Source organism: Streptomyces sp. NPDC041122, from assembly GCF_055592445.1.
In genome coordinates this window covers 799,718-826,412 of the sequence record NZ_JBVIYQ010000002.1, presented here as the reverse complement: position 1 = coordinate 826,412, position 26,695 = coordinate 799,718, and the positions used below count along the sequence as shown (strand labels likewise).

Here is a 26,695-nt window from a genome sequence, read left to right as displayed (position 1 = left end):
CGGCTGCTGCCGGGTCGGTGTCCCCTCGTGCCACTGCCTACTGGGTGCCCGGCAGCAGCGTCCCCGGTTCGGCCGGGGCCACGTCGGCGGCCTCGGTCTTGGGGTTGCGCCGCTGCCGCTTGGACACCCACTGGGCGAACCACGACAGCAACATGCACATCCCGATGTAGACAGGTGAGATCACCATGACCACGGGGATGAAAGGCAAATCGTAGTCGAGGTTGGAAGCGATCAGCTTCCCGGCGTGGAGGAACTCCTCGTAGGTGATCAGATATCCGAGCGACGTGTCCTTCAGGGCCACCACCAACTGGCTGATGATGGCGGGCAACATGGCACGAACGGCCTGCGGTACGAGGACGTGTGTCATGACCTGTGTCTTGCGCATTCCGAGTGCGTAAGCCGCCTCCCGCTGCCCCCTCTCCACGGAGTTGACGCCGGATCGGAAGACCTCGGCGAGTACGGAACCGTTGTAGAGCGTGAGCCCGGTGACCAGCGCGGGCAGTGGCTGGACCTTCAGCGCCACGAAGACGAAGAAGATCATCACCAGGACCGGCATCGCCCGGAAGAACTCCACGACGAGCGTGGCGAGCCAGCGCACCGGCCGGTGGTCGGAGAGCCTGCCCACCGCGAGCAGCCCGCCGAGCGCGAGCGCGAGGACCGCGGAGACGGCGAAGGCCTTGAGCGTGTTGCCGAGGCCGCGCAGGAGCAGCTCCTGGATGCCCTTGTACTCGAAGGGCGTCCACTTGGTCGAGGTGAACTGGTCGGTGTCGAAGAGCAGATAGAGGAGCCAGCCGACCAGCGCGAGCACGATCAGGGTGGAGATCAGCCCGTACAGCTTGTGCCGGCGGATCGTCCGGGGGCCCGGGATGTCGTAGAGGGCGGTGGAATCGTGGGAGAGGGCTTTCATCGGGCGACTCCCCAGCGCTTTTCGAGGACATTGAAGATCGCGCTGATGGCGAGGGTGATGATGAGGTAGCCGACGGCGATCCAGACGAACGTCCAGATGATGTTGTAGCCGAGTTCGTTGAGCGTCTTGTACGTGCCGAGCAGCTCCGTGACGCTGAAGGCGCCCGCGATCGCCGAGTTCTTGGCCAGCGCGATGAGGTTGGAGCCGACCGGCGCGATGACGGACCGGAAGGCCTGCGGCAGCACCACCATCGACAGGGTCTGGGCGAAGGACATGCCGAGGCTGCGGGCCGCCTCGCCCTGGCCCTTGGGCACGGTGTTGATGCCCGACCTGAGCGCCTCGCAGATGAAGGCGGAGGTGTAGCAGCCGAGGGCGAGCACCGCGAACACCTTGAAGGGCAGCACCAGGCCGAACCGCGGAAGGCCGAGCAGCACCGCGAAGAAGAGCAGCGTGAGCGGGGTGTTGCGCAGCACCGTCACCCAGGCCGTGCCGAAGGCCCGGAAGGACCCGACGGGCGCCACCCGGAAGGAGGCCATGACGAAGCCGAGCACGAGCGCCAGGACCGAGGCGTAGACGGTGAGTTCGACGGTGCCGACGAAGCCCTTGCCGAAGGTGGAGAAGTTGTCTGTCAGTACGTCCACGACGCCTCCTCAGCTCGCCGGGTAGCGGTCGATGGCGGGCGGCTTCGGCGCCGGCACGCCGGAGAGGCCGAGGGTGGCGTCGTACGCCTTCTTCCAGTCGCCGTCCTTCTCGCGGGCCGCGAGGGCGTCGTCCACGGCGAACCGCAGGGCGTTGTCGCCGCGGGGCACGCCGATGCCGTAGGGCTCCTTCGAGAACGGCTTGCCGACCACCTTGAGTTCGTCGGGCACCTTCGCCGCGTAGCCGATGAGGATGGCGTCGTCGGTGGTGACGGCGTCGACCTGGTACGTCAGCAGGTTGTCGACGCAGACCGAATAGGTGTCGTAGGCGACGAGGGTGGCCTTCGGGTAGTCCTTCTGGATGCGCTGGTAGGGGGTCGACCCGGCGGCCGAGCAGACGCTCTTGCCGTCGAGGTCCTGCGGGCCCTTGATGTCGTCCTCGTCGCTGCGCACCAGCAGGCCCTGGCCCGCCATGTAGTAGGGGCCGCCGAAACCGACCAGCTTCTTGCGGTTGTCGTTGATGGTGTAGGTGCCGACGTAGTAGTCGATCTGCCCGTTCTGCAGGGCGGTCTCGCGGTTCGCCGACGCGATGGTCTTGAACTCGATCTTCTTGGGGTCGAGGCCCAGCGAGGCCGAGATCATCTTGGCGATCTCGATGTCGAAGCCGGAGTAGGTGCCGTTCGCCGGGTCCTTCTCGCCCAGGTAGGGCTGGTCCTCCTTGGCACCGACGATGAACCTGCCGCGGCTCTCGGCCTTCCGCCAGGTCCGCGACTGCGGCAGCTGGAAGCCGGTGGCCACCCGGTACCTGGGCAGTTCGTCGGCTGCCGGTCCCTTGGTCGGCGGGCTGCCCTCCTTGCCGCAGGCCGCGGCGGCGCAGGCGGTGAGGACGAGCGCCACGAGCAGGCGGGCCGCCCGCGGGGTGTGCCGCCCGGCGTGAGACATGGTGTGTCGCTTCACGAGCACGTCCCCCCGTCAGTGCTTGAGGATCTTGGAGAGGAAGTCCTTGGCGCGCTCGCTCTCCGGGTGGGTGAAGAAGTCCTCGGGGGTCCGGTCCTCGACGACGCGGCCGTCGGACATGAAGACGACCCGGTTGGCGGCGGAGCGGGCGAAGCCCATCTCGTGGGTGACGACGACCATGGTCATGCCGTCCCGGGCGAGCTGCTGCATGACCTCGAGGACCTCGTTGATCATCTCGGGGTCGAGGGCCGAGGTCGGCTCGTCGAAGAGGAGCGCCTTGGGGTCCATGGCCAGGGCGCGGGCGATGGCCACGCGTTGCTGCTGGCCGCCGGAGAGCTGCGCCGGGTACTTGTCGGCGTGCGCGGAGAGGCCCACGCGCTCCAGGAGCTCCCGGGAGCGCTGGTCCGCCTCGTCCTTCTTGCGGCCGCGGACCTTGAGCTGGGCCAGCGCGACGTTCTGGAGGACGGTCTTGTGCGCGAAGAGGTTGAAGGACTGGAAGACCATGCCCACTTCCGCGCGGAGCCTCGCGAGCGCCTTGCCCTCGTCGGGCAGCGGCTGTCCGTCGAGTCTGATCTCTCCCGACTGGATGGTCTCGAGCCGGTTGATCGTCCTGCACAGTGTGGATTTGCCCGACCCCGACGGGCCGATGACCACGACCACCTCCCCCTTGCCGACGGTGAGGTTGATGTCCTGGAGGACATGCAGCTTCCCGTAGTACTTGTTCACATCACGCAGCTCGATCAACGGATCGACGGCCATGGCAAGACCTGCCCACTCTCAGCTGTGTACGTCCGCGCAAACTATCCACGTGAAAACGGGACTTACTAGACGACACGCACTTATGGGCATTAACCGTATTTGAGGCAATGCGGATTAGGTCTCGGACGCCTCGGCGTAGACCTGCGACAGCTCGGGCGCGCCGTGCACCGCCCAGTCGAGGCCCGCCTCGACGACCTGGATGTCCCGCCCGCTCTTCAGCCGGACGACGGGGCTGCCGCCGGGCCAGACGTGCCAGGTCGCGCCCGGCACCGTCCGCACCACGACGCTGCCCAGGTAGAGACCCGCGTCGTTGCCGAGCCACGGCAGCAGCTCGGGGTCGTCGCGCCAGCGCGGCAGGAGCTGGTCGAGGGCGCCCAACGAGGCCGGGGAGTCGTCGAGTTCGAGTCCCGCGGCGGCCGCCTGGGAGCGCAGCAGCTCGCACTCGGCGAAGAGCGCGGCGACGCCGTCCGGATCGTCCTGGAAGGCGGCCGCGAGCCCGTCGGCCGGGTCCGTCGCGGGGTGCCGCCTGCGCCACTTGTCGAGGAACGGGATGTTCATGATCGGCCTCTTCCGTCGGGTGGCGCCGCCGGACGCGCGGCCGGGCGCTGATTCCGCATCTCCAAATGTATCTTGCATCAGTTGATCACGGAATCGGGCGAATCGCGGCGCAGGCGCACCTCCTGCCCCGCCCGGGCACCGGGGCGGAGCGGGCGCCGCGGGCCAACTCCCGTGTATGCCGCGCCGATCGGTGACTGTTCCCCCGTGACGGGGTACCCGAACGGTCCGAGGGTCATCCGGGAGGTGGGCGATGGTGTGGTGGGCGTGGTTGATCGCCGTGGTCGTGGTGGTGGGGCTGCTGGTCGGCGCGGTGGCCGGCGTGCAGGCCCGGCGGCGCAGCGGCGGAGTGATCGTGGTGCGGCGCGGCCGGCGCCCCGGGCGAGGGAGGGTGCGATGACGACGCCCCCGCCGGCCGTGATGGCCGCCGGTGACCTCACCAAACGGCCGGTGGTGACGCTGGACGGCGAGGCGGTGGCCCAGGTCAAGGATGTGGTGCTGGACGGCGCGGGCGGCCGGATCGCGGGGTTCACGCTGGCCGGCCGGGGCCTGCTCTCCGGTCCGCTGCGCAAGAGCCTGCCGTGGTCGGCGGTGCACGCCCTGGGCGCGGACGCCGTGATGATCACGTCCGCCGATGCGCTGGAGGACAAGGCGGCCGTGGCGTCCTGGCAGGAGGCCTCCGGCGGTCTGGTGCGCGGCGCGCGGGTGCTGACGGACCAGGGAGTGCAGGTGGGCACGGTGCGCGACGTGCTGGTCGAGGCCGGCCGGGAGGGGTGGGTGGTCGGCGTGGAGATGTCCTCCACGGAGGCGCTGGGGCGGCAGGAGCGCACGGTCTTCCTGCCGCTCGGCGGCCGGCCCGCCCTGACGGGCGACACGTTGATGATCCCGGCGCGGGACACGGAGTACGTCGTCGAGGACGTAGGTGAGCTGGCGGCGGCGGTAGGGCGCAGGCGGCTGGCGGGGGCGGGCGCGGAGGCCGCGGACACGGGCGCGGAGGCCGGTCCTGGCGGGGCTCATCTGACGAAGGGGCCCGCCGGGGCGGGCGGGCCCGACGGCGTGGGCGAAGGGCGGACCCCATGATGCTGCTCAGTCAGACCGTGGGCCGTCCGGTCGTCAGCGCTTCGGACGCCGCGCACGTCGGCACCGTCGCCGGGATCGTCGTCGAACCGGGCGGTCCGCGCGGTCCGGGCGCCGCCGTGGTCACCGCCGTCCGCCTGGACGGCGTCAAGGACGGCGGCGACGTCATCGCCTGGGCGGACGTCCACGCGGTCGGGCCGGACGCGGTCGTCGTCGAGGCGGCGAGCGCGGCCCGGTTCACCTCCAAGGACTCCTCCGAGCACCAGAACCTGCTCGGCAAGCGGCTGTTGACGGAGCTGGGCGACGCCGCGGGCACGCTCGCCGACGTCGCCTTCGACCCGGCGTCCGGCCGGATCGACCTGCTGTACGGCTCGCGCGGCGACCGCATCCCGGGCGACCGGCTGCTCGGCGTCGGCTCGTACGCGGTGGTGATCCGCGTCGCCGGTGAGGTGAGTGGAGTCTGACGCCCGCCCGGCGTCCTCACGGGTCGCGGCGGTCCACACCGAGCACGGTGACGGCCGCCGCGGCCACCGGCCAGATCGCCAGGACCAGCCACGCGCCCGTGGACGTCCACGGGTAGAGGACGTCGGGGCCGCCCGGCTCCGCGAAGAACAGCCAGGCCTTGTACGGCATCGCGTGACCGACGACCGCCGTCACGTGGCGGTCGTCACTGAGCGCGACGGGCAGCAGGAGCATCAGTACGAACAGGGCGACCAGCGTGGTGCCGCTCTGCCGCAGGAGCGCGCCGAGCGCCATGCCGACCAACGCCGACACCGGGGCCAGCAGCGCGGAGGCGACGACCAGCGACCACGCTCCGGGGTGGCCGATCGGCACGCCGACGCCCCGGCCCGCCAGGATCGCCTGGGTCAGCCAGAAGGAGCCGCCCGCGACGACCGCCCCGAAGACGGTCATGACGGCGGCGGTCACCAGGAGCTTGGCCGCCATCAGCGGGCGCCGGGCCGGAACCGCGGCGAACGTCGTACGGATCAGCCCGGTCCGGAATTCCGCGACCAGGAACAGCGCGCCCACGGCGCCGGATGCGAGCACGAGGACCAGGGAGGAGTTGGCGGTGAAGGCCTCCTGCAGCGGGATGCCGTCGCGGATGTACCGGGCCCGCCCGGCCGGCCCCTCGTCCGTCCAGTAGTGGTACGTGTCGTACGCCGTGCCGACGTTGATGCCGACGACGGCGAGCCCGGCGATCAGCAGGGACCAGGCGGTGGAGCGCAACGAACGCATCTTCAGCCATTCGGCGGCGACGAGATCGCCGAAGCGGGCACGGGGCTCGGCGGTCGTCGCGGTCGTCTCAGCCATCGCGGTCGTCCCGGTCGCCCCGTTCATCGGGGTGGTCTCGGTCATCGGGCCTCTCCTGCCAGAAACTCGACGCTGTCGGAGGTGAGTTCCATGAACGCCTCCTCCAACGAGGCCGTTCGGGCGGCCAGTTCGTGGAGCACGATCCGGTGGTGCGCGGCGAGTCCGCCGATGCGGGGCGCGTCGACGCCGGTCACCACGAGCCGTCCTGCGTCGTCGGTGGCGACGGTCGCCCCCGCCGCCGTGAGCAGCGGGGTCAGGGTGCGGGCGTCGGGCGTCCGTACGGTGACGGTGGCACGACCCGAGCGGCCCGCGAACGCGGCGAGGCTCTCGGCGGCGATGAGTTCGCCGCGCCCGATGACGACCAGCTCGTCCGCGGTGTGCTCCATCTCGGACATGAGGTGACTGGAGACGAACACGGTGCGGCCCTCCGCGGCCAGGCGCCGGAAGAGCCGGCGGATCCACTGCACGCCCTCGGGATCGAGGCCGTTGAGCGGCTCGTCGAAGAGCAGCACCGGCGGATCGCCGAGCAGCGCGGCGGCGATGCCGAGACGTTGCCGCATGCCGAGCGAGAAGCCCGCCACGCGGCGCCGCGCCGCCTTCTCCAGGCCGACCTCGGCGAGGACCTCGTCGACGCGGCGCCGCGGAATGCGGTTGCCGCGGGCGAGGACGGCGAGGTGGGCGCGCGCGGTGTGGCCGCCGTGCACGTCCCCCGCGTCGAGCAGCGCGCCGACGTGGCGCAGGCCCCGCTGCCGCTCCCGGAACGGGCGCCCCGCGACGGTGACGGAGCCGCCGGTCGGGCCGTCCAGGCCGAGGATCATGCGCAGGGTGGTGGACTTCCCGGCGCCGTTCGGCCCGAGGAACCCGGTCACCAGGCCGGGGCGGACCCGGAAACTGAGGGCGTTCACCGCGGTCTTGGTGCCGTATCTCTTCGTCAGTTCGTTGGCTTCGATCACGTGTTCCACGGTGCCGGGCGCCGGGCCGCACGGCGTCGGCCCGGCGACGACACTTGCCGCCTCCGCTGTCGACCGGGGTTGTACACCCCAGGTGCGATGCCGGTCGGGGCCGGTCTGGCTACGATCGGCGCATGTCCGCCACATCGCCGCTCCACCTGCTCAAGCACGCTCCCGTGGGCGTGTGGGCCGCCGCGTCCTGGTGGCTCGGCACGGCGTTCGCCGCGCGGGCCTACTCCGGGCTGCCGCTGATGCCGACGAGCGCGTTCGCGGGCCCGGCCCCATGGGAGTGGCTGGTCGTCGTCGCCGCGGCCGGGACGGCGCTGGTGGCCGGCCGGCTCCTGACGCGCCGCCCCCTCACGGCTCTCGGGCTGCTGATCGGCTGCTCGTACGCCGCCACCCTGGCGCTCGGCGAGACGCGCCTCACCTTCCCGCAGTACGCGGCCGTCGACATCGCCGTCGGCTTCGCCGTGGCGACCGGGACGCCCCGCGCCCGCCGGACGGCCGTGGCCCTCGCGCTCTGCGTGCTGCCCGCCTTCGCGATCCTGCGGCAGCTCCTCGGACTCCCGTTCCGGCTGCCGCACAGCGTGGACAGCAGCTGGTCCGAGTGGCAGATCCCCGTGCTGCTCGTCGCCGTCGCCTGGCTGGCGGGCGACTCGGTGCGCCGGGCCCGCGCGTACGCGCGACGGCTGAGCGCGCAGGCCACCGCGCAGGCCGTCACCGCCGAACGGCTGCGCATCGCCCGGGAGATGCACGACACGGTGGCGCACAGCATCGGCATCATCGCCCTCCAGGCGGGCGCGGCGGCCCGCGTCGTCGAGAGCAGGCCCGCCGCCGCGCGGACGGCGATGACCGCGGTGGAACTGGCGGGCCGGGAGACCCTGGCAGGACTGCGCAGGATGCTCGTCGCGCTGCGCGAGAGCGATGCGGACCAACGCCCGAGCGAGGCCGCCGAATGGGCGCCGCGCGGTCCTGCCGAGGGCCTCGCGGACGTGGACCGGCTCGCCGCCTCGACGACCGCCGCCGGGGTGCGGGTGGACGTGGTGTGGCGCGGTGAGCGGCGGCAACTGCCTCCGGACGTCGACCTGTCGGCGTTCCGCATCGTCCAGGAATCGGTGACCAATGTGGTGCGGCACGCGGGCGCCACGGCCTGTACGGTCCTGGTGGACTACCGCGACGAGGAGATCGTCATCGAGGTAATTGACTCCGGGCGGGACCGCGGCGCGGCGACCGGCACGGACACCGGGTTCGGTCTGGTCGGCATGGGTGAGCGAGTCGCTCTGCTGCACGGCGAGTTCAGCGCCGGGCCGCGTCCCGACGGGGGCTTCCGGGTGAGCGCCCGGCTGCCGCTGCCCGCCCCGGCGGGTGCCCGATGACGGTCCGCGTCCTGCTCGTCGACGACCAGCCCCTGGTCCGTACCGCCCTGAGCATGGTCATCGCCGAAGCCCCCGATCTTGAGGTCGCGGGCGAGGCCGCGTCGGGCGAAGGGGCGGTCGAGGCCTGCGCCCAACTGCGCCCGGACGTCGTGGTGATGGACATCCGGATGCCCGGCATGGACGGCATCGAGGCGACCCGGCAGATCACGTCGGGCCCGACGGGCGCACAGGTGGTGGTCCTGACCACGTTCGACGACGATGCGTACGTGTACGGGGCGCTGCGCGCCGGCGCGGCGGGCTTCCTCGTCAAGGACATGGCGCTGGACGACATCCTGACGGCGGTGCGGACCGTCGCGGCGGGCGACGGCCTGCTCGCGCCGGGCGTCACCCGGCGGCTGATCCGGGAGTTCGCGGAGCGGCCCGTCACAGCGCCGCCGCGCGAGGTGGCCGTCGACGGCATCACGGACCGCGAGCGCGAGGTCCTGACCCTGGTGGGCCGCGGCCTCTCCAACACCGAGATAGCCGAGGAGCTCTGCCTCAGCGTCGCCACGGCGAAGACGTATCTCACCCGGCTGCTCGCCAAGCTCGACGCGCGGGACCGGGTGCAGCTGGTGATCATCGCGTACGAGAACGGGCTGGTGTCGACGGGGAGTTGAGAGCCCGTCGTTGATCCGGCCGATGTGCCCGGCGAGTTCGCGTCGTGTTCACGCGCCCCTCATTGACGCGCCTTCGGCACCTCCTTAGCTTCATGGCGCAGCTGTCCTCACTCGTCGCCCGGTGTCCGCCGCCCGGTCGACGGGCCATCATCCGCGGGAGGTCCGTCGTGCGCCGACACCGCCGGCACATCTGGGGAGCGGCCGCCGTGCTCGCCCTGCTCACGGGGCTCGTACCGGTGGCGTCGGCGCAGGCCGCGGCCCCGCACAGACCCGGACCGCTGCCGCTGGAGCGGCTCTTCGACAGCCGGGCGGTCAGCGACGACGACCGTCCGGCGGACGCGGACTTCGACGGTTCGGGCCGCTCGCTCTCGGCGCGGGACCTGGGCGCCGCTGGCTGGACTCCCGGGCGGACGCTGGGCGTCGACGGCGCCCGTCTCACCTGGCCGCGCACGGCGCCGGGCGCGCCGGACAACGTGCGCTCCGACGGGCAGACGGTACGGGTGCGCGGCCGCGGCAACGCCCTCGCTTTCCTGGTCGCCGGCACCGGCGGCGACGCCGGCGGCACGGGCACGGTCCGCTACCGGGACGGCTCGCACGGCGGCTACCGGCTCACCGCCCCCGACTGGCGCTCGGGTCCGCTCGCCACCAAGGCCGTGGCCCTGCCGCACCTCAACACACCCGGCGGCCAACTCGCCGAGCAGGCACGGCTGTACGTGGTGACGGTGCCGCTGGCCCCGGGCCGCGCGGTCGACTCGGTGCGGCTGCCGCGCGACCCCGGCGGGGCCGACCTGCATGTGTTCGCCCTGTCGGTGCGGGCCGAGCAGCGGGGCTGGACGGGCACCTGGTCGGCGTCGACCGCCGGCTACACGGCGGTGGGCCCCTGGGCCGACCGCACCGTGCGGCTCGTCGTCCACACCAGCACCGGGGGGCCGCGGGTCCGGGTCCGGCTCGACAACACCTTCGCCGCCGTACCGGTACGGATCGGCGCGGCGACGGTGGCGGTGCAGGAGTCCGGCGCGGGGGCGCGCGGCACTCCGCGCCGGCTGTCGTTCCAGGGGCGCGCCGGTACGGAGATCCCGGCGGGCACCCAGGCCTTCAGCGATCCGCTCGGCTTCGCCGTGCCGGCCGACGCCAACCTCCTGGTGAGCTTCCACCTGCCCGGGCCGGTGACGACGGCGCCCGTGCACAGCCAGGCCCTCCAGCGCAGCTACGTCAGCACGCCCGGCGACCACGCGACGGACGGCTCCCCCGCCGCGTACACCTCGACCCTGACGACATGGCCGCTGCTCAGCGGCGTCGACGTGAGCGGCGGGCCCGGCTCCGTGGTGCTGCTCGGCGACTCGATCACGGACGGCGTGAAGTCGACGCCGGACGCCAACCGGCGCTGGCCGGACGTGCTGGCGGACCGGCTGCGGGACCAGACCGACGTGCCGCGCTACGGCGTGCTCAACCAGGGCATCTCCGCGAACCGCGTGATCGCCGACCGCTACCCGGGCGACGGCGTCTCCACCGACACGGGCGGCGTGAGCGCCCTGCACCGCCTGGACCGCGACGTCCTCGCCCAGACGTCGGCGCGCACCGTCGTCGTCTTCCAGGGGGTCAACGACGTGCGGTGGGGCGCCTCGGCGGAGCAGGTGATCGCCGGGCTGCGGGAGATCGCCGACCTGGCCCACGCACGCGGGCTGCGCGCGGTGGCCGCGACGATCACGCCGTGCGAGGGCGAGTCGCTCTGCACGGCGGCCGCGAACGGACAGCGGGAGGCCGTGAACGCCTCTCTGCGCGCGGGCGGCGCGTTCGACGCCGTGCTCGACTTCGACGCGGTCCTGCGGGACCCCGCGCACCCGGCGCGGCTGGCGCCCGCCTACGACAGCGGGGACCATCTGCACCCGGGCGACGCGGGGCTCGCGGCGCTCGCGGACTCGGTGGACCTGCGGAAGCTGGTCCCCTAGGGCCTGTCCGGTGCCCTACACGTCCAGGTCGACGACGACCGGGGCGTGGTCGGAGGCACCCTTGCCCTTGCGCTCCTCGCGGTCCACGTAGGCGTCCGAGACGGCCTTCCCGAAGCTCTCGTTCCCGTACACCAGGTCGATGCGCATGCCGCGGTTCTTGGGGAAGCCCAGCTGGCGGTAGTCCCAGTACGTGAACGGGTGGGCGTACTTCAGGGGGCGGGGGACGATGTCCGTGAGGCCCGTCTCCCGCAGCGCCGCGAGGGCGGCGCGCTCGGCCGGGGTGACGTGGGTGGCGCCCACGAAGAGCGAGGGGTCCCAGACGTCCTCGTCGGTCGGCGCGACGTTGAAGTCGCCGAGGACGGCGAAGGGGCGCGGGCCCGCCGCGTCCTCGGCCACCGCCGCCTTCAGGGCCTCGAACCACTGCAGCTTGTACGCGTAGTGGGCGTGGTCGACCTCGCGGCCGTTCGGCACGTACACCGACCAGACGCGGACCGGGCCGCAGGTCGCGGAGATCGCGCGCGGCTCGTCGGCACCCTCGTACCCCGGGCCGCCCGGCAGGCCCTTGACCACGTCGTCCAGGCCGACCTTGGAGACCACCGCGACGCCGTTCCACCTGCCCGTCGCGTTGACCACCGACTCGTAGCCCAGCTCGCGGAGCTCGGCCGCCGGGAACTGCTCGGCCGTCGTCTTGGTCTCCTGTATGCACAGCACGTCCGTGCCGGTGCTCTCCAGCCAGGCCAGAAGCCTCGGCAGACGGGCGGTGATCGAGTTCACGTTCCAGGTCGCAATGCGCATGTCCTCAAACCTACCGGGCGCCACCGACAGTCAGAGTTCGGCCGACTCCCCCGGTGTCAGCCTGACGTGCTCGGCGCCGCCCAGCGCGCCGATCTGGTGGTCGTAGATGGGCCGCGCGAGGTCGGTGAGGAGCGCGTCGTGGATGTCGTAGGCGCGCTGCGGCTTGACCTCCCGTACGTACTCGATCACCTCGGAGATCTTGTTCCACGGGGCCATGACCGGCAGCATCAGCGTCTCGACCGGCTGGTCGGGGACGGTCAGCGCGTCGCCCGGGTGGAAGACCGCGCCGTCCACCAGGTAGCCGACGTTGGTGATCCGCGGGATGTCCGGGTGGATGACCGCGTGCAGTTCGCCGTGGACCTGGACGTCGAAGCCGGCGGCCGTGAAGGTGTCGCCGTGCCCGACGGTGTGCACGCGCCCGGGGAAGGCCGCCGAGATCTGGTCGGCGACGGACTTGAGCGTCCAGATCTCGGCGCCGGGGCGCGCCTCCATGGCGGCCCGCAGCCGGTCCTCATGGAAGTGGTCGGGGTGCTCGTGCGTCACGAGGATCGCGTCGGCGCCGAGCGCGGCGTCCTCCTCGCTGAAGCCGCCGGGGTCGACGACGAGCACGCGCCCGTCCTTTTCGAGCCGCACGCACGCGTGGGACTTCTTCGTGAACGTCATGCGCTGCGCGCGCGGGGAGAGGTTTTCCGCAGAAGGCGTCATCCCCCCATCCTGCTACTCCTGGGGCGTGGTTTCCTCGCGGATCACGGCCTGGGCGACCTTGAAGGCCGAGTTCGCCGCGGGGACCCCGCAGTAGACGGCGGCCTGCAGCAGGACCTCCTTGATCTCCGCGGGGGTGAGGCCGTTGCGCAGCGCGGCGCGGGTGTGGAAGGCCAGCTCGTCGAGGTGGCCGCCCGCGACGAGCGCGGTGAGCGTGACGCAGCTGCGGGAGCGGCGGTCCAGGCCGGGCCGGTTCCACACCTCGCCCCAGGCGTAGCGCGTGATGAGGTCCTGGAAGTCCCCGGAGAAGTCGTCGGCGGCGGCGAGCACCCGGTCGACGTGCGCGTCGCCGAGGACCTCGCGGCGGACCTTCATCCCGGTTTCGTACAGGGCGGGCGGCGCGGCGTCCGGGACGGCCTCGGGCTGCTCCATGGGGGCGATCTCGCCGACCGGCGAGACGGGCCCGGCGGGCGGCGGGGCGAGGACGGGCTTGACGGGCGGCGCGCTGATGGCCGACTGGCCGAGGGTCGCGTCGGGCGCGGCCTGCCAGGCCGAGGAGAAGTGCCGTACGAGCAGGTCGGTAACGGCGGCCGGCTGCTCCACGGGGGCGAGGTGCGAGGCGCCCGGCACGACGGCGAGCCGCGCGTCGGGGATCCCCGCGACGAGCGTGCGGGCCTCGCCCTGCCCGGTGACCTGGTCCTCCGAGCCCACGAGCACCAGGGTGGGCACACCGATCCGGCCCAGCTCGGCGCGGATGTCGAAGGCGGCGAGCGCCTCGCAGGCGGCGATGTAGCACCCCGGGTCGGTGGTGCGGACCATCTGCACGGCCCATTCGGTGATGGCGGGCTGGGCGGCGGCGAAGCCGGGGGTGAACCAGCGCTCGGGGGCGGAGCGCGCGATGGGGTCGAGGCCGTTGCTGCGCACGATCACGCCGCGCTGGCGGAACTCGTCGGCGGTGCCGAACCGCGGCGAGGCGGCGATCAGCCCGAGCGAGGCGACGCGCTGCGGGTGCCGGAGGGCCAGCTCGGCCCCGATGGCGCCGCCGAAGGCGCAGCCCGCGTATCCGAAGCGGTGCACGCCGAGCTCGTCGAGCGTGGCGAGCAGCCGGTCGGCGAGTTCCCCGACGGACCCGCAGGGGTGCGCGGGCGCGCCCCCGTGGCCGGGCATGTCGAACCGGAAGACCCGCCACTGCTTGATCAGCTCGGGAATCTGGCGGTCCCACATGTGCCATGTGGTGCCGAGGGAGGAACCCAGGATGAGGACCGGGGCCTCTTCGGGCCCGTCAAAGCGGTATTGCAGGGTGTTCTTCGGTGGCTCACTCACCCGCCCGACCCTCTCATCTGTCACGAGAAGTCACTTCGTCGGGGTGAACCTATCGGGACTGGGCTCCTCGCGACGGCAGGCCAGTCGCTGCCGGAACGAGAGTGTAGTGGCACGGACGAGGCTCACCGGGATCATCTGGAGACCTTCCCAAGCCCGCCCTGGCCCGATCGGAAGACTTGGCCACAGTTGGTTGGATCCCCCGAGGATCACGGTTGCTCCTCCGCCGCAACCCCGTGCAAGCCCTCCCAGGTCGTGGCGGCTCCACGAAGATCCTCTACGTCCGGCTTGACGTACCACCGCTTGGTCGTCTTGACGGCCAGGTAGGTGAAGCACGCTGAGCGCGCGAGGTAGAGCCTGACGCGACGGAGCCCAAGAAGCTGCATCAGCCGATACGCGCGTCGGCGAAGCTGCTTGATCGTGAAGGCGACACCCGTCTCGTGCACCAGCACGTAGCCGGACGCCGCGTACGCCTCCCCCGGAGCGAGCCTCTCTTCGGTCTGGAGGGCCCGGAACGCCTTCAGGGCATCGAGCACCGGATCCGGCAGCGGCAGCACCCGTTCACCCCCGAGAGACTTGGTGTCCTTCTCCACCACGTCACGGTTTCCCATCTCACGCCCTGCGGGGAATGGTCACGTTTTCAGCGACATTGACGTACACCAGTCGCCGGGTAACCGTCCTCCTAAGGGCTGTCCCGCTATTCCGGCCCAGCGGTGGCAGGGGCGTGGGGGCTGGCATGATGACCTCCATGACTGCACAACGAAAGGCCGATGCCGCGTAGACGGCCGGGCGCCCTGCGCGCCGAACGATGTGGCCCACGTACCTGGGAGGCCCTGTCCTCCAACCGGATCCACGGGCTTTCTGCCCCCACCAGCCTTGCGATACATCGGGTGGAGTGGCGTTCCGGCGACTACTACGTCTACCCCGGCGCCACTGAACGCGCATTGCGGCGGTATCAAGAGTTCCTGGCACCGCAGCGACGCGGCCCTCTCTATCCGCAGTACGCGCGGTGCTCGTGCCGCGGTTGTTCCTTCGACGACGTGCGGCATGCACGCGACGTGCTGGAACAGGTCCTTCAGGAGCTGCCACCCCGACCTCGCCTGGAGCTGAAACGCCAAGTGGTCTTCCTGGACGCCGCATACCTCGGGCGCACGTTGCCCGATCCATTCGCCCATCATCGACAGTGGCGCTCTGATCTGTGGTGGCGTCGCTGTCTCGCCGACGGCGAGGAGGGCGGATGACGGCCTTCTGCCCACCCCGCCACAGTGAAATGATCACAGCGTGGCTGGTGTCATCACGGCGTCGCAGCCGTCCTGGATAGCCCCGTTCACCGGGCTGAACCCGCGCTGCTTTGGCAAGTTGGTGAGCACACTGCGCCGTGAAGGGGCGGACTCGGCCCGGCGGGGCCGGCCATGGGGTTTGCCGTTGGAGGACCGGGTGCTGCTGGTCGCGGCGTACTGGCGCACCAACTTGCGTCCTCCAGCGGAAGGCTCCACAGCCGGCCTTTGCGGGCCATGTCCGCTCCCGCGCGCCGCAGAACCGTCACCAGCTTTCCGAAGGCGCGAGGGCTCAGCCCGGAGAAAGGAGTTATCCAGGACGGCTCCGCCGCCGTGATCACGCTAGCCACGTCAAGATCATCACATCAGGGTCGGGCGGAGGGCCCAGCCCAATTCTCGGAGCGGACACGACCCCTGGTCGCCTACGCCGCCCAACGCACCCGCCGGAGGATCCCCGTCGCGCCGGTTGGCCATAGTGCCCTGGCCCGCGGTTCCGCGCGGGCCAGGGCACCGGCGCCGGTGGGCGGTCGGTCAGCTGTCGAGGAGAGCGATACGGATGGCTCGTTCGACGTGTGCGGCGGTGTTGGCGTATCCCATGCCGTTGGGGTGGACCAGGGTGACGCGCTTGTTGATGAGACCGCAGTTCAGCGCGGTGCCGGCGAGCTTGGTGGGCCAGTAGTCCTCGGCGTCGCCGCAGATTCCCTCGACCCACTTGGTGCCTGCGGACTGGCAGGCGTCGTGGCCCACGCTGGAGGAGTAGACGTCGACGTAGCGGTCACCGAAGAACGACGTGGTCCGCTGGATCGTGGCGTTCAGCGGCTTGAGGACGTCGTCACGGAGCCAGTCGATGTCGGCGTGCTTGGTCGAGCTCAGCTCAGTGAGGGAGAGGCGGTTACAGGAACCGCCCTCCTCCGGCAGGACGGCCGGGTAGCCGACGGTGATCACCTTGGCGTTGGGTGCGGCCTCGTGCACCTTGGCCAGCATGTCGATGTACTCGTCCTGGACGCGGGCGAGCTTGTCCTGGATGCTCTCCTCGCCCGCGGGCGGGTTGGTGTAGTGCTCGCGGCAGGACTTGCCGACCTTCGGGCCCAGTTCGAGGCACTTGAGGAGCATGCCGCCGAAGGGCAGGCTGTTGCCGCCGACGCCGATAGTGACGACGTCGGTTCCGTCGTTCAGGTGGGCCCGCTGGATCTGCGGGTCGACCGCTTTCCAGCCGCCGGCGGGGGGCTGGACCGGACTGATCGGCGTCTGCTTGGTGTTGGCGATGTTGTCGATGGTGGCGTTGCCGCAGCTGACGTTGGTCAGGTGGACGGGCTTTCCCGGCGGGAACTCGTCGAGTTCCCGCTCGACAAGACCGGGGTAGGCGCCGGTGGTGCGGTCGCAGCCGTCCCGCGAGGCACTACCGAGCGCGGGCTGTGGGTCCCCGACGAAACCGCCGGCGGTGTACGAGTCGCCTAACGCGGCCCACTGGTACTGATCAGCCGCACCAGCGGAGCCCGCGGGTACGAGGGCGGCCACAGTCAGGGCGAGCCCGACCGCCAGCGCGTGCGTGCGCAGACGGGAGACAGGGTGTCGCATCGATCCTCCAGAATCGGCAAAAGACGCCCCGGAGCCGCAGTTTGCCCCAAATTGGCAGGCGCCTTGCGCAAGATCATCCAGGCCGGCGGCCCACCGCTCGACCGAATTGGATCCATCGGACTCGATCGAGCTAAGTAATCGGATCGTCGTGCTGCCACCTGACAGCTGCCGACACAAGCGCGGGATCGGCGAGCCGGTCGCGCGGGCGACCAGGCGCTCGACACGGTTTGCAGATCATTTACGGGACAGCCCTTAGGCGGAGGCTCTGGGCGGTCTCATCGACGCCGTCGATCTGCAGCAGGCGGGTCTCAGTGCTGGAGGCGCCATGCAGCAGAGCGAGCATGCCGACCAGGGCCTCGTGAGGATGCACGGTCTCGTCCGTGGTCCAGCACCGGAAGAGGCCGCGCTGCTGGTCAAGGGTGAGGGTCACGCCTTCGTATCGGAGACACTCCGCGTGTACGTCTGCGCGTCTTCGTCCTCGTCACAATATTTCTCGTCGTCCGTCGGGATGCTGTGCTCCCGCCGCCGTCGAACCCTTGTTGATCAGGGCGCAAGCAAGAGGGAAAGACCGTGACGCTGTTCAGCGTCACGGCCGGAGGCTGACCAAGCGCCCCTTCCGCCTGGTCAATCTGGAGGTGCCGAGCGACATCTCCAGATTGATGCAAACAGGTCCAAGCGTCAGACCTGCCGGTGAAGCGTCCAAATGACGGCGTCGTCGGCTGCCGCGCCGATCAGCACCTCCGGCTTCGCCTTCGATCCCGCACAATTCGAGAGAAGCTGAACTGGATCGCCACCGTACGACAGCAAGATAGCGCTGTCTCCGAATGCCCAGGTGCCATTGAAGGTTCCAAGGTTGGTTTCGACGGTTGCGGTGTTGTCATCACGGAGTGTCAGCTCCGTTTCCCCGCCGGCCTGGCCGAGGTAGGTGCCGATGACGTTGGGCTTGCCGATGCCGCACAGCGGTCCGTCTGCCTGGGCGGAGGTGGACAGTGTGACCAGGGCCCCCGTCAGGGCCGCCAGCGCCATACCAGCAGCAGTCAGGGACTTCTTCTTCGCGTTCATCGGAGATTTGAGCAAAGCAGCTCCTCTCATCGTCCTGCCGAGATGCAGGACTTCCCCCGACCTCCACGCTGCCTGACACACACCCGGCAGACATGGCCAAGGCGGGCTAAACCCCACCATGGAGTGAGAGAAGAAGGCACTCAGTGGCCGTACTGGCGGCGGCAGGCGGAGTGGTTGAGGGTGAGGTAGGTGACGGCGCGGGCGCGTTCGGCGTCGGGGCAGCGGTAGCGGTCGGCCGCCTGGGCGAGCCAGCGGCACTGGTCGGTGGTCCAGAGTCGGCGGCCGGGGGCGCCGGCGGCGAAGCGGCCGTTGTCACGCAGGGCGTGGTGGGTGCCCTCGGCGACGAGATGATGCTCTTCGGCCCAGCGGTAGAAGGAGCGGACGGCGGAGCTGGCGAATGACGGCCACAGGTTCCGCTCTCCTTGGCGGGGCCGGGCCTGACCGAGCGTTGGAGCCGTTGCAGAATGCGGTCGAGGAACGGCTACCTCTGCCACACGGGCACACAGAGCTCTGAAATGCGGCGTTGAGGAAGAGAGACACCTACTGAGGTGGTGGCGGCGACCATCCGATCCGGTTACACCTTCCACACGCTGCCGACCGCCTGAGGTGAGGTGCTCGGCCGTTTCGACGCGAACGCGATGCGGCATGCGACCGCCCCCGTCACCCTGGATCTTATGGGGGCCGCGCCGCCGCAAATCCCCGGATTGCGCGGGTGCATTGGACGGATTGGACGCGTAAGCCGCCTGCCGTCAAACGACAGGCGGCTTCCCGCCGCTGACTGCGATATCCGGGCCCGGGGTGGCCGCTCACCTTTCGGGCAACGGAATTCGGGCGGCCTGCTGCGCGGGTTGTGCTAGGAGTCCAGGTGCGCTTCCGCCGGGTGGCCTCAACTGTTCTGGAGGGCGGGGTAGTCGGTGTAGCCAACTGCGTCGCCGCCGTATGCCTTGCTCATGTCGGCTTCGTTGAGGGGTGCTCCGGTGGCCAGGCGGTGGGGGAGGTCGGGGTTGGCCATGAAGAGCTGGCCGAAGGAGAGGATGTCGGCCGCTCCGTCCTGGACGAGCGGCAGTTGCTCAGCGCTGGTGCGTGAACCGGGGGTGACGGGGTTGAGCATAAAGGCGCCGTTCCACTGCTCTCGCAGGACCGGGGTGAGGTCGTGGGCCATGGTCTCCATGACGTGGAGGTAGGCCAGTCCCAGGGGCTTGATGGCTTCGAGGAGCAGCGGGTAGGTCTGGGTGTAGTCGTCCTCGACGATGTCATGGAAGGGGTTCGCCGGGGAGATGCGCAGCCCACCTACCAAGCACGTCGCGCCCCGCCTCCCCTCGCATGGAGGTCACCATCATGGTGTCTCCAACGCCACCAGAGTTACTCCAGGACGGCTTACAGCCGATACCAGTCGTCTCCGCTGTCGCGCAGCGAACGACCGAGGTAGTCCCGCAGGTTGTTGGCTACCCATCTACGGCTGTCGCTCTCGTGTTCCCAGACGAACACATCTGGCCGTTCGGGCTTCTGCACGAAGGCGAACTGGTCACCACCTCCGTTGTCCCCGAAGAACAGGAGGGCGTCGAAAGGCATATACAGCTGGGCGAAGGACTCGTCAGACCAGAAGAGCAGGTTCTGCTCGACGATCTGGTCCAAGGTCCAGACGGTGTCCACGTGGGTGCGCCCGATCACCCCGTTGCTTTCGAGAAGCAACTGCTGGAGTTCCGCTGGCAACGCCCGCCCCAGCCGCTTCTCGGCTTCGACGATCCCGGGCGCCTGAGCAGGCTCCCCGAAGCCTGCCTCGGGAAAGACCTCCTGGACGACTTGTCTCCACATGATCGAGAGCTTAGCCAGGCGCAGCCGCACCTTCTGCAGGCCGGAGTCTTTAACCGCGTGGTCAGGGTCGCGGGAGGTCTGCCAGGTCTTCAGGCGTTGAAGGGTGACGCCTTCCTCGCGGAGCAGGATGCGCAGGCCCTCGTGGCTGATGTCGTCGACCATCCCTCGACGACCGGGAAGTCGGCCGGCTTGACCAGTCCAGGTCGAGAACGGCAGCCGCGCTCGATCGGCCTGGACTTGGCGGTCTCACCGTCGCGCTCGGGTCTGTTGCGTCTTGTGGCGCGTCTGCTTTGGTGGTCTCAGCATCGGGGACGCCCTGGTCCTGCTCTTCTTCGTTCCTAATCAACTTGGCTTCCTTGGGGGGGGTCCTTGATGGCCAACCCGCATCTGGTTACAGCGGGGGGGCAGTTGAGCACACTCGGACCGTGCGTCCCGCACTGAGCTCGTGAGCAGCTGACGGTTAGCGTGCCGGGTGTGGATGGTCATACGGCACGCGAGCAGAGCATTGAGTGGCGGCAGATTGAGGACGCCTGGCAGCGTATTGAGTCCTGGCTTGAGCGGAACGCTCCGGCGACATTCGCGAGCCTGCTGCCCGGCGCTTCCGACGCGGAGCTCGACGAACTGCAGGCGTCTTTGGGTGTGCGTCTGCCCATGGGGCTGAGGGCGTTGTGGAGCCGGCGGGCAGGTGTGGGACCGGATTCGATACCCGGGTTCATGCCGCTGGACTGTGTGCTGATGTCGTTTTCCGTCGTCCGCCGCGTCTACCAGCGAAAGATGTTTCTGCGTCAGCAAGATCTAGAGGACCAGCGTAGGACGGGTAGCACAGAAGAGATCACGGTGTGGCGGCCCTCCTGGGTCCCCTTTGCCGCGATGGGTGCAGATGCTCTGTCCGGCCTGTGCGTGGACGCTGAGACCGGCAGGATCTGGTACTGGTGTAGATATGCGGAGCGCAGCATCCAGTTCGAGTCACTGACGGACTACATGGAGGAGATGGCTGACGTCCTCGAAATCCCGTCGCTCGCAGAAGAGGCGCGGGTCGGCCTGATGAACGGCTTCTTGGTGTGGGGTGTGCCGCAGGATGCGGCCGAGCGAGCGGCGTGGGAGCCGTTGGGCGGTTGACGGTGTGCGGTGAGCGTGCGCCACGCGCAGGTGCTGGTGGTGGTGCAGTGCTGGTGGTGGTGCAGTGCTGGTGGTGGTGCAGTGTTCGAAGCCAGGGTTACTGAGCCGGCCACTCGGAGGCGGCCGCGTCGCGGTTGGCCGCCGCGAACAAGGCGACGACCCTCTGCACCGCCTCGATGTCGATGCCGCCGATCCGGCAGGCCCGCACGGCGATGCGCGTGGTGCCCTGCACAGGCCCGTCGAATTGACGTCCCTACAACACCCTGAAGTCGTATCGGTGGGTGGCCGGCCGGTGGCCTGATCAGCACCGATGCTCTGGAATGGCGTCCAGCACCCACCAGACCCTGGCTGCGGTCTCTGACGACGAGGAACGCTGGGCGGCGATCAAGAATCCGAGGGTCTGACCCGTAAGACCCGGTCCGCAGGCGTCCGAGCGGTGGGCCGGGGTAGACGACTGACCGGTCCGCCCACCGGCGCGGCCGAAACCCGGGAGAGGACACGATCAGCGTGAGCGACGCCGAGCACCGGAAGCAGACCCCCGACGGAGCGGCCGAACTCCTGGTGCGCTGTCTGGAGAACGAGGGCGTCGAGGTGGTGTTCGGCGTGCCCGGCGAGGAGAACATCCGTTTCACCAACGCCCTCGCCCGCTCGGAGAAGATCCGCTACGTCCTCACCCGGCACGAGCAGGCCGCGTCCTTCATGGCGGAGATGCACGGCCGGCTCACCGGCTCGGCGGGTGTGATGTCCGCGACGCTGGGGCCCGGCGCGATCAACCTGATGCTGGGCGTGGCCGACGCCATGACGAACAGCACGCCCGTCGTCGCGATCAGCGCGCAGGTCGGCAAGGAGCGCAACTACAAGGAGTCCCACCAGTTCGTGGACCTGGTGAGCATGTTCGCCCCGGTCACGAAGTGGTCGGCGGACGTCCCGGCCACCCGGGCCATCCCGGAGATGGTGCGGCGCGCGTTCAAGACCGCGGAGTCCGAGCGGCCCGGCGCCGTCTACCTCGCCGTGCCCGAGGACGTCGACGAGGCGACGGACGGCTCGGATCTGCGCCCGCTGCGCAGGAACGTCGTGCAGCCCGAGGCGCCGTCCCCGGGGCAGATCAAGCGGGCGGCGGAGCTGCTGCGGGAGGCCCGCCGGCCGGTGATCCTCGCCGGGCACGGCGCGGCGCGCGGCGGCGCCGGGGAGTCGCTGGCGGCGTTCGCCACCGCACTCGACGTGTCGACGGCGACCACCTTCCACGGCAAGGGCGTCCTGCCCGACGACCACCCGTGCGCGACCGGCACGTTCGGCTTCATGCGGCGCGACTACACCAATTTCGGGTTCGAGGAGGCCGACGTCATCATCGCCGTCGGCTACGAGTTGCAGGAGTTCGACCCGTCCCGGATCAACCCGGACGGCGACAAGAAGATCATCCACATCCACCGCTTCCCGGCGGAGGTGGACGACAGCTACTCGGTCGATGTCGGCATCATCGGCGACATCTCCGCCTCCCTCGACGCCCTCGCCACCGCACTCGACGGCCTGCGCTGGAGCATCGACGACGAGGACACCACGGCCACCCGCGCGCTGCTGGCCAAGGAACTCGAGCAGGGCGCCGCGGACGAGCGCTACCCGCTCGCCCCGCAGCGCGTCATCGCCGACACCCGCGCCGCGCTCGGTCGCGACGACATCGTGCTGGTCGACACCGGCGCGCTGAAGATGTGGATGGCCCGGCTCTACCCGACGTACGCGCCGAACACCTGCCTCATCTCCAACGGCTTGTCCACCATGGGCTTCTCGCTGCCCGGCGCGCTCGCGGTCCAGCTCGCCAGGCCGCAGACGAAGGTGCTGGCGGCGGTCGGCGACGGTTCGTTCCTCATGCACTCCCAGGAGATCGAGACGGCGGTCCGCGAGAACATCCCGCTGACCGTGCTGATCTGGCAGGACAACGGCTACGGGCTCATCAAGTGGAAGATGGACCTGGAGGTCGGGGAGAACTCCAACACCGACTTCGGCAACCCGGACATCGTCCAGTACGCCCGCAGCTTCGGCGCGAAGGGCTACCACATCGAGTCCGCCGGGGACCTGCTGCCGACGCTCCGTGAGGCACTGGCGGACCCGGGCGTGTCGATCATCAACTGCCCGGTGGACTACGCCGAGAACATGAACCTCATCGAGCACCTCGGGCACCTCGACTCGGCGCTCTGACCCGCCCGGACGGCGCGGCCCGACTCCCGTACGGGCCGCGCCGTCCGGGCCGCTGTCACGCTCGGACCGCTGTCACGCCTCGCGCGCAGCGTCCCGCCCCGAGGACGCCCCGGACAGGACTGCGCAAACTCGTGACGTCGCGTGCTGATTAGGCGGCAGTCGTCCCTCCGCATACCCGACGAGGGGGCAAGGACGTGCTCAGGCAGTGAGCAGCTCGGTGATCTCATCGGCGAGCTCGGTGCCGAGCGAGCCCCAGCCGTCCTTGTAGCCGTAGACGCTCGCCAGGGTGCGGGCGTCGTAGTCGCCGTTGAGGATGTCGATGTCGGTGGGGGTGATGAGCGAGGGATGGGCGACGCCGACGGCGCCCGAGACCCTCAGCAACTCCCTGCGCAGGGTGCGCAGGTAGCCCGCGGCCCGGATGGCCTTCGAGGGTGCGTCGATGCCGCGCGTCAGCCACGGGTTCTGGGTGGCGATGCCGGTGGGGCATGCGTCGGTGTGGCACTTCTGCGCCTGGATGCAGCCGATGGACAACATCGCCTCACGGCCCACGTTGACCATGTCGACGCCGAGGGCGAACGCGACGACGGCGTTCTCGGGCAGGCCGAGCTTGCCGGAGCCGATGAAGGTGATGTCGTCGGTCAGCCCGCGCTCGGCGAACACGCTGTAGACGCGGGAGAAGCCCATGCGGAACGGCAGGGACACCGAGTCGGCGAAGATCAGGGGAGCAGCCCCGGTGCCGCCCTCGCCTCCGTCGACGGTCACGAAGTCGACCCCTCGATCACCTCGCTCCATCAGGGTGGCGAGTTCCTCCCAGAAACCCATTTCCCCGATGGCGCTCTTGATCCCGACGGGCAATCCGGTCTCCGTGGCGAGCAGTTCCACGAAGTCGAGCATCGAGTCCACGTCGTGGAACGCGGTGTGCCGCGACGGCGACGCGCAGTCCTTGCCCGCGGGGATGTCGCGGATCCCGGCGATCTCGTCGGTCACCTTCGCACCCGGCAGCATGCCGCCGAGCCCCGGCTTCGCGCCCTGCGAGAGTTTGATCTCGATCGCCTTCACGGGCCCGCTCGCGACCACGGACTTGAGCTTGTCCAGGTTGAACGTCCCGTCCTCGTTGCGGCACCCGAAGTACGACGTACCGATCTGGAGGACGAGGTCCCCGCCGTTGAGGTGGTAGGACGACAGGCCGCCCTCGCCGGTGTTGTGCATCGTCCCGGCCAGCGCCGCGCCCTTGTTGAGTGCTGTGACGGCCGCGCCGGACAGCGAGCCGAAGCTCATCGCCGAGATGTTGACGACACTCGCCGGACGGAACGCCTTCGCGCGGCCTCGTGGTCCGCCGAGCACCTTCGCCGAGGGCAACGGCGCCTGCGCGTCGCGCAGATCGGGCAGCCGACCGGCGAACGTGCGCTGCTTCACGTACGCGTGACCCTGCTCATGCTCGACGTCGTTGTCGGTGCCGAACCCGAAGTAGTTGTTCTCCTCCTTCGCCGACGCGTAGATCCAGCTGCGCTGGTCACGGCTGAAGGGCCGTTCCTCGTCGTTGGACGTCACGACGTACTGCCGCAGCTCGGGGCCGATCTTCTCCAGCAAGTACCTGGCGTGCCCCAGCACGGGGAAGGTCCTCAGCAGTGCGTGCTTCTTCTGCACGAGGTCGCGGGCTGCCACCAGCGCCAATGCTGTGGCGGCTGACGCGCCTATGTTCCGAGCACGCATGAAAGACGTTCCTCTCCTCGACTGGCCGAACCTCACCACGACCGGCTACCCCACGCCGGCGAAATGCCACGTGAGGGCGGCGAAGGCTCTCCTCTTGCGCGCGGTCGGGGAGGCGGGCGCAGTCGACTTCCCAACGGTGTCGGGAGGGGGCCCTGATCCAGATCGAGTTGAAGTCCACCACGCAGAGGACGGGCCGGACACCACCCGTCGTACAGATGGTGGACTGGATCCGTCGTCGCATCACTGTCGCTCAGCTGGAGGCAGGCGTGGATGAGCGCATGCCGAGTCAGGCCGGCCAGCTGTTCCCGCCGGGCCGGATCGGCCGTAACCAAGACCGCAGCACAGCCGCAACGTGAACATCGCGATGCGTATCGACCCCGAGCACCACCTCATTTAGCGGCTGAGAAAAGCCCATAAAGCGGCCGGGGTTTGATGACTCGACGGCCACTCCCTTTCCGTTGACCGTTGCCCGCAGATCGGACCGCCGGGCCGAAGGAGCGGTCGTCGTGTGCCAGATCATGCTTACTCCTCCGCCGCAGCCGGAAGCACCGCGGCGGCGCGCGGGGTCTTCATCGTCTTTGAGGACGAGGCCGGATTCTCGATGACGCCGCCCACCTTCAACTCGATGCCCCGCTCGTCCTCGTCCGGGACAACTTGAACGTGCACCGGGGCGCCCGCCTCCGCGCGTTCAGGATTGGTCCGCTCTATCGCGCCTTCTTCGGCCGCGCGTCGTGCCGGCGCTCGTTGTGGTGAATCCGGGGTCTACCGGGCTGCGGGGTGCGGCCGGGCGTGATGCGCTGGCGGAGTTGGGCCGGGAAGGCGTCCCGGGCCCCTGAGAGCCGGAGGGCATCGTGACTGACCACGTGGACCGTATCGTCCCCTGTGAGGATCAGAGCGCGGAGGAAGTCGCGGAGGTGCTGTCGCAGGCGGCGGCCGAGCAGGGCCTCGTGGCGGAGGTCGCGGTCGACGGGGAGGAGGTCATCGCTCCGCGCGGCCTCATGACCGGAGCCTCCCCCGTGGTGGGTGCCGGGTTTCCGCCGCCGCCCCAGAGGCCGACCGACGGATCCTCCACCAGCGGCCAGCTCTACAAGTTGCAAGGTCCGATCGCTCTGGGCTGAGCGGGATTCAGCCGGCGTGCTTCTACCCCCGCCGGGCCCGATGGCTGGAAACCTCTCACCCTGTTGACCTGCGCCTATAGCGTGATCAGCGGCGGCCGCGCGCCTTCCGCGCGACGACTTCACGCATCAGGACGGGAGCGACACGACCATGGGCAGTGTCACGGGCAAGTTCGAGATGACCAGCAGTGATGACAACTATGACGCCTACCTGAAGGCGATCGGCGTGGGCATGATCCAGCGCAACCTCGCGGCCAAGGCCAAGCCGACCGAGGAGATGACCGAGTCGGGCGGCCGGTACACGTTGAAGACCCTCACCGCGCTGAAGAACACGGAGATCAACTTTGTCCTCGGGGAGGAGTTCGACGAGGACACGTTCGACAACCGCAGGGCCCGCAGCACGGTGACCCAGGACGGGGCGAAGTTCATCCAGGTGCAGAAGTACGGCGAGGACGAGGCCACGATCGTGCGGGCCTTCGCGGACACGAGCATGGAGGTCACCTACTCGGCCAAGGGCGTGACCTCTGTCCGGACATTCCGCCGTCTCTGAAAGCCTGACCGTTTCGGGGCCGTCCTGACCGTGCCGGGAGCCGCCCATGCGCGCGCACGGGGCCTGGCTGCACACCCGCTCGTGCCGGCCTGGCCGATGACGTTGCGCCCGGCTGACCGGATGGACCCGAGACCGGAGAGCATCTCGGCGCCCACCCCGTCCGGCGAGCAGCACCTCCCCTGCCATACGTTGCCCCCGCGCGTCCCCTCGGACCGCGTCCAGCACGTCGCGGCCACCCCGGGCCGCGGCGAAGCGCACGCCGGTCCAGGGGTGGCCCGGGGCGTTCTGATCTTGGTCCAACCGCAGATCCGGTCAAGTAGC

Annotated in this window: 32 protein-coding genes and 3 pseudogenes; 14 read left to right on the top strand and 21 right to left on the bottom strand. The window is 70.0% G+C overall.

Annotation, left to right across the window (positions count from 1 at the left end):
• Nucleotides 1-37: 37 nt before the first annotated feature.
• The 5 genes from ACZ6B8_RS09915 to ACZ6B8_RS09895 form a co-directional block, all read right to left on the bottom strand.
• Nucleotides 38-907 (bottom strand): amino acid ABC transporter permease, encoded by an 870-nt coding sequence (locus tag ACZ6B8_RS09915; RefSeq protein WP_471078325.1) that lies wholly within the window; start codon nt 905-907, stop codon nt 38-40.
• On the bottom strand, nt 904-1,548 hold the full coding sequence (locus ACZ6B8_RS09910) for an amino acid ABC transporter permease (protein WP_471078322.1): 645 nt from the start codon (nt 1,546-1,548) through the stop codon (nt 904-906). The genes ACZ6B8_RS09915 and ACZ6B8_RS09910 overlap by 4 nt, the downstream gene beginning before the upstream one ends.
• A gap of 9 nt (nt 1,549-1,557) precedes the next feature.
• A complete protein-coding gene (locus ACZ6B8_RS09905; RefSeq protein WP_471078319.1) occupies nt 1,558-2,487 on the bottom strand; it encodes a glutamate ABC transporter substrate-binding protein in 930 nt (309 codons plus the stop codon).
• A gap of 30 nt (nt 2,488-2,517) precedes the next feature.
• The gene (locus ACZ6B8_RS09900; RefSeq protein ID WP_471078316.1) at nt 2,518-3,261 is read right to left on the bottom strand and encodes an amino acid ABC transporter ATP-binding protein; all 744 of its coding nucleotides are present in this window, start codon (nt 3,259-3,261) and stop codon (nt 2,518-2,520) included.
• 114 nt (nt 3,262-3,375) lie between these two features.
• Complete coding sequence (locus ACZ6B8_RS09895) at nt 3,376-3,819, bottom strand: DUF6278 family protein (protein ID WP_471078313.1); 444 nt, start codon at nt 3,817-3,819, stop codon at nt 3,376-3,378.
• Nucleotides 3,820-4,069: 250 nt separating this feature from the next.
• Between ACZ6B8_RS09895 and ACZ6B8_RS09890 the strand changes: the two genes are divergently transcribed.
• Genes ACZ6B8_RS09890 through ACZ6B8_RS09880 form a run of 3 tightly spaced genes read left to right on the top strand, consistent with a single transcriptional unit; the run spans nt 4,070 to nt 5,357 of the window.
• A complete protein-coding gene (locus tag ACZ6B8_RS09890) occupies nt 4,070-4,216 on the top strand; it encodes a hypothetical protein (RefSeq protein WP_471078310.1) in 147 nt (48 codons plus the stop codon).
• Nucleotides 4,213-4,896 carry a PRC-barrel domain-containing protein gene (locus ACZ6B8_RS09885; protein WP_471606863.1) on the top strand — a complete coding sequence of 228 codons (684 nt, stop codon included), beginning with the start codon at nt 4,213-4,215 and terminating at the stop codon, nt 4,894-4,896. Before ACZ6B8_RS09890 ends, ACZ6B8_RS09885 begins: the two co-directional genes overlap by 4 nt.
• Nucleotides 4,893-5,357: a PRC-barrel domain-containing protein gene (locus tag ACZ6B8_RS09880; protein ID WP_471606862.1), complete on the top strand. Its 465-nt coding sequence runs from the start codon at nt 4,893-4,895 to the stop codon at nt 5,355-5,357. The genes ACZ6B8_RS09885 and ACZ6B8_RS09880 overlap by 4 nt, the downstream gene beginning before the upstream one ends.
• Before the next feature lie 16 nt (nt 5,358-5,373).
• On the opposite strand, the gene ACZ6B8_RS09875 is transcribed toward ACZ6B8_RS09880, so the two are convergent.
• Together ACZ6B8_RS09875 and ACZ6B8_RS09870 are read right to left on the bottom strand one after the other, a co-directional pair.
• Nucleotides 5,374-6,249 (bottom strand): ABC transporter permease, encoded by an 876-nt coding sequence (locus ACZ6B8_RS09875; protein ID WP_471606861.1) that lies wholly within the window; start codon nt 6,247-6,249, stop codon nt 5,374-5,376.
• Entirely contained in the window at nt 6,246-7,157 is a 912-nt protein-coding gene (locus ACZ6B8_RS09870) for an ATP-binding cassette domain-containing protein (RefSeq protein ID WP_471606860.1), read from the bottom strand. The genes ACZ6B8_RS09875 and ACZ6B8_RS09870 overlap by 4 nt, the downstream gene beginning before the upstream one ends.
• A 131-nt stretch (nt 7,158-7,288) precedes the next feature.
• Here ACZ6B8_RS09870 and ACZ6B8_RS09865 point away from each other — a divergent pair, with 131 nt between their 5' ends.
• The 3 genes from ACZ6B8_RS09865 to ACZ6B8_RS09855 all read left to right on the top strand — a co-directional run bounded on the left by ACZ6B8_RS09865 (nt 7,289) and on the right by ACZ6B8_RS09855 (nt 11,135).
• Complete coding sequence (locus ACZ6B8_RS09865; protein ID WP_471606859.1) at nt 7,289-8,530, top strand: sensor histidine kinase; 1,242 nt, start codon at nt 7,289-7,291, stop codon at nt 8,528-8,530.
• Nucleotides 8,527-9,186, top strand: a complete 660-nt coding sequence (locus ACZ6B8_RS09860; protein ID WP_471606858.1) for a response regulator — start codon at nt 8,527-8,529, stop codon at nt 9,184-9,186. Before ACZ6B8_RS09865 ends, ACZ6B8_RS09860 begins: the two co-directional genes overlap by 4 nt.
• Nucleotides 9,187-9,353: 167 nt before the next feature.
• Complete coding sequence (locus ACZ6B8_RS09855; protein WP_471606857.1) at nt 9,354-11,135, top strand: SGNH/GDSL hydrolase family protein; 1,782 nt, start codon at nt 9,354-9,356, stop codon at nt 11,133-11,135.
• A gap of 15 nt (nt 11,136-11,150) precedes the next feature.
• On the opposite strand, the gene ACZ6B8_RS09850 is transcribed toward ACZ6B8_RS09855, so the two are convergent.
• The 4 genes from ACZ6B8_RS09850 to ACZ6B8_RS09835 form a co-directional block, all read right to left on the bottom strand.
• Complete coding sequence (locus tag ACZ6B8_RS09850) at nt 11,151-11,930, bottom strand: exodeoxyribonuclease III (protein WP_471078286.1); 780 nt, start codon at nt 11,928-11,930, stop codon at nt 11,151-11,153.
• 30 nt (nt 11,931-11,960) lie between these two features.
• Nucleotides 11,961-12,593 carry an MBL fold metallo-hydrolase gene (locus ACZ6B8_RS09845; protein WP_471607183.1) on the bottom strand — a complete coding sequence of 211 codons (633 nt, stop codon included), beginning with the start codon at nt 12,591-12,593 and terminating at the stop codon, nt 11,961-11,963.
• A gap of 54 nt (nt 12,594-12,647) precedes the next feature.
• Nucleotides 12,648-13,955, bottom strand: coding sequence for a bifunctional 3-oxoadipate enol-lactonase/4-carboxymuconolactone decarboxylase PcaDC (gene pcaDC, locus ACZ6B8_RS09840; RefSeq protein ID WP_471606856.1), 1,308 nt, complete (start codon nt 13,953-13,955; stop codon nt 12,648-12,650).
• A 206-nt stretch (nt 13,956-14,161) separates the two neighbouring features.
• Nucleotides 14,162-14,545, bottom strand: coding sequence for a hypothetical protein (locus tag ACZ6B8_RS09835; protein WP_471078280.1), 384 nt, complete (start codon nt 14,543-14,545; stop codon nt 14,162-14,164).
• Between the two features lie 297 nt (nt 14,546-14,842).
• Here ACZ6B8_RS09835 and ACZ6B8_RS09830 point away from each other — a divergent pair, with 297 nt between their 5' ends.
• Both ACZ6B8_RS09830 and ACZ6B8_RS09825 read left to right on the top strand, forming a co-directional pair.
• Nucleotides 14,843-15,193 (top strand): hypothetical protein, encoded by a 351-nt coding sequence (locus tag ACZ6B8_RS09830; protein WP_471606855.1) that lies wholly within the window; start codon nt 14,843-14,845, stop codon nt 15,191-15,193.
• A gap of 40 nt (nt 15,194-15,233) precedes the next feature.
• Nucleotides 15,234-15,425: pseudogene (locus ACZ6B8_RS09825) on the top strand (IS5/IS1182 family transposase); the annotation flags it as partial.
• 1 nt (nt 15,426) lies between these two features.
• Here the strand turns inward: ACZ6B8_RS09825 and ACZ6B8_RS09820 are convergent.
• From ACZ6B8_RS09820 to ACZ6B8_RS09790, 7 genes and pseudogenes are all read right to left on the bottom strand, one after another.
• Nucleotides 15,427-15,579: pseudogene (locus ACZ6B8_RS09820) on the bottom strand (IS5/IS1182 family transposase); the annotation flags it as partial.
• Between the two features lie 181 nt (nt 15,580-15,760).
• Entirely contained in the window at nt 15,761-16,807 is a 1,047-nt protein-coding gene (locus ACZ6B8_RS09815; protein WP_471606854.1) for an SGNH/GDSL hydrolase family protein, read from the bottom strand.
• Between the two features lie 238 nt (nt 16,808-17,045).
• Nucleotides 17,046-17,237: a hypothetical protein gene (locus tag ACZ6B8_RS09810; protein ID WP_471606853.1), complete on the bottom strand. Its 192-nt coding sequence runs from the start codon at nt 17,235-17,237 to the stop codon at nt 17,046-17,048.
• Nucleotides 17,238-17,485: 248 nt separating this feature from the next.
• Complete coding sequence (locus ACZ6B8_RS09805; RefSeq protein ID WP_471606852.1) at nt 17,486-17,869, bottom strand: hypothetical protein; 384 nt, start codon at nt 17,867-17,869, stop codon at nt 17,486-17,488.
• Nucleotides 17,870-18,009: 140 nt separating this feature from the next.
• On the bottom strand, nt 18,010-18,363 hold the full coding sequence (locus ACZ6B8_RS09800; RefSeq protein ID WP_471606851.1) for a hypothetical protein: 354 nt from the start codon (nt 18,361-18,363) through the stop codon (nt 18,010-18,012).
• A 392-nt stretch (nt 18,364-18,755) separates the two neighbouring features.
• On the bottom strand, nt 18,756-19,166 hold the full coding sequence (locus ACZ6B8_RS09795; protein WP_471606850.1) for a hypothetical protein: 411 nt from the start codon (nt 19,164-19,166) through the stop codon (nt 18,756-18,758).
• 80 nt (nt 19,167-19,246) lie between these two features.
• Nucleotides 19,247-19,846, bottom strand: a complete 600-nt coding sequence (locus ACZ6B8_RS09790; protein ID WP_471606849.1) for an SMI1/KNR4 family protein — start codon at nt 19,844-19,846, stop codon at nt 19,247-19,249.
• Nucleotides 19,847-20,158: 312 nt separating this feature from the next.
• Between ACZ6B8_RS09790 and ACZ6B8_RS09785 the strand changes: the two genes are divergently transcribed.
• Complete coding sequence (locus ACZ6B8_RS09785; protein WP_471606848.1) at nt 20,159-20,803, top strand: SMI1/KNR4 family protein; 645 nt, start codon at nt 20,159-20,161, stop codon at nt 20,801-20,803.
• A 97-nt stretch (nt 20,804-20,900) separates the two neighbouring features.
• Here the strand turns inward: ACZ6B8_RS09785 and ACZ6B8_RS09780 are convergent, their stop codons facing one another.
• Nucleotides 20,901-21,035: a hypothetical protein gene (locus tag ACZ6B8_RS09780; protein ID WP_471606847.1), complete on the bottom strand. Its 135-nt coding sequence runs from the start codon at nt 21,033-21,035 to the stop codon at nt 20,901-20,903.
• A 49-nt stretch (nt 21,036-21,084) separates the two neighbouring features.
• Between ACZ6B8_RS09780 and ACZ6B8_RS09775 the strand changes: the two genes are divergently transcribed.
• The gene (locus ACZ6B8_RS09775) at nt 21,085-21,207 is read left to right on the top strand and encodes a DUF6192 family protein (protein WP_471078268.1); all 123 of its coding nucleotides are present in this window, start codon (nt 21,085-21,087) and stop codon (nt 21,205-21,207) included.
• Nucleotides 21,208-21,310: 103 nt separating this feature from the next.
• Complete coding sequence (locus ACZ6B8_RS09770) at nt 21,311-22,996, top strand: acetolactate synthase large subunit (RefSeq protein WP_471606846.1); 1,686 nt, start codon at nt 21,311-21,313, stop codon at nt 22,994-22,996.
• Nucleotides 22,997-23,194: 198 nt separating this feature from the next.
• Here ACZ6B8_RS09770 and ACZ6B8_RS09765 read toward each other — a convergent pair whose 3' ends face one another.
• On the bottom strand, nt 23,195-24,709 hold the full coding sequence (locus ACZ6B8_RS09765) for a glutamate synthase-related protein (RefSeq protein WP_471606845.1): 1,515 nt from the start codon (nt 24,707-24,709) through the stop codon (nt 23,195-23,197).
• Nucleotides 24,710-24,995: 286 nt separating this feature from the next.
• Complete coding sequence (locus ACZ6B8_RS09760) at nt 24,996-25,229, bottom strand: hypothetical protein (RefSeq protein ID WP_471606844.1); 234 nt, start codon at nt 25,227-25,229, stop codon at nt 24,996-24,998.
• Between ACZ6B8_RS09760 and ACZ6B8_RS09755 the strand changes: the two are divergent.
• From ACZ6B8_RS09755 to ACZ6B8_RS09745, 3 genes and pseudogenes are all read left to right on the top strand, one after another.
• A pseudogene (locus ACZ6B8_RS09755) lies at nt 25,194-25,322 on the top strand (IS630 family transposase); the annotation flags it as partial. The gene ACZ6B8_RS09760 and the pseudogene ACZ6B8_RS09755 sit on opposite strands and share 36 nt — an antisense overlap.
• A gap of 238 nt (nt 25,323-25,560) precedes the next feature.
• Complete coding sequence (locus ACZ6B8_RS09750; protein WP_471078257.1) at nt 25,561-25,827, top strand: hypothetical protein; 267 nt, start codon at nt 25,561-25,563, stop codon at nt 25,825-25,827.
• A gap of 148 nt (nt 25,828-25,975) precedes the next feature.
• Complete coding sequence (locus ACZ6B8_RS09745) at nt 25,976-26,374, top strand: lipocalin/fatty-acid binding family protein (RefSeq protein ID WP_471078253.1); 399 nt, start codon at nt 25,976-25,978, stop codon at nt 26,372-26,374.
• The last annotated feature ends 321 nt before the right edge of the window (nt 26,375-26,695 follow it).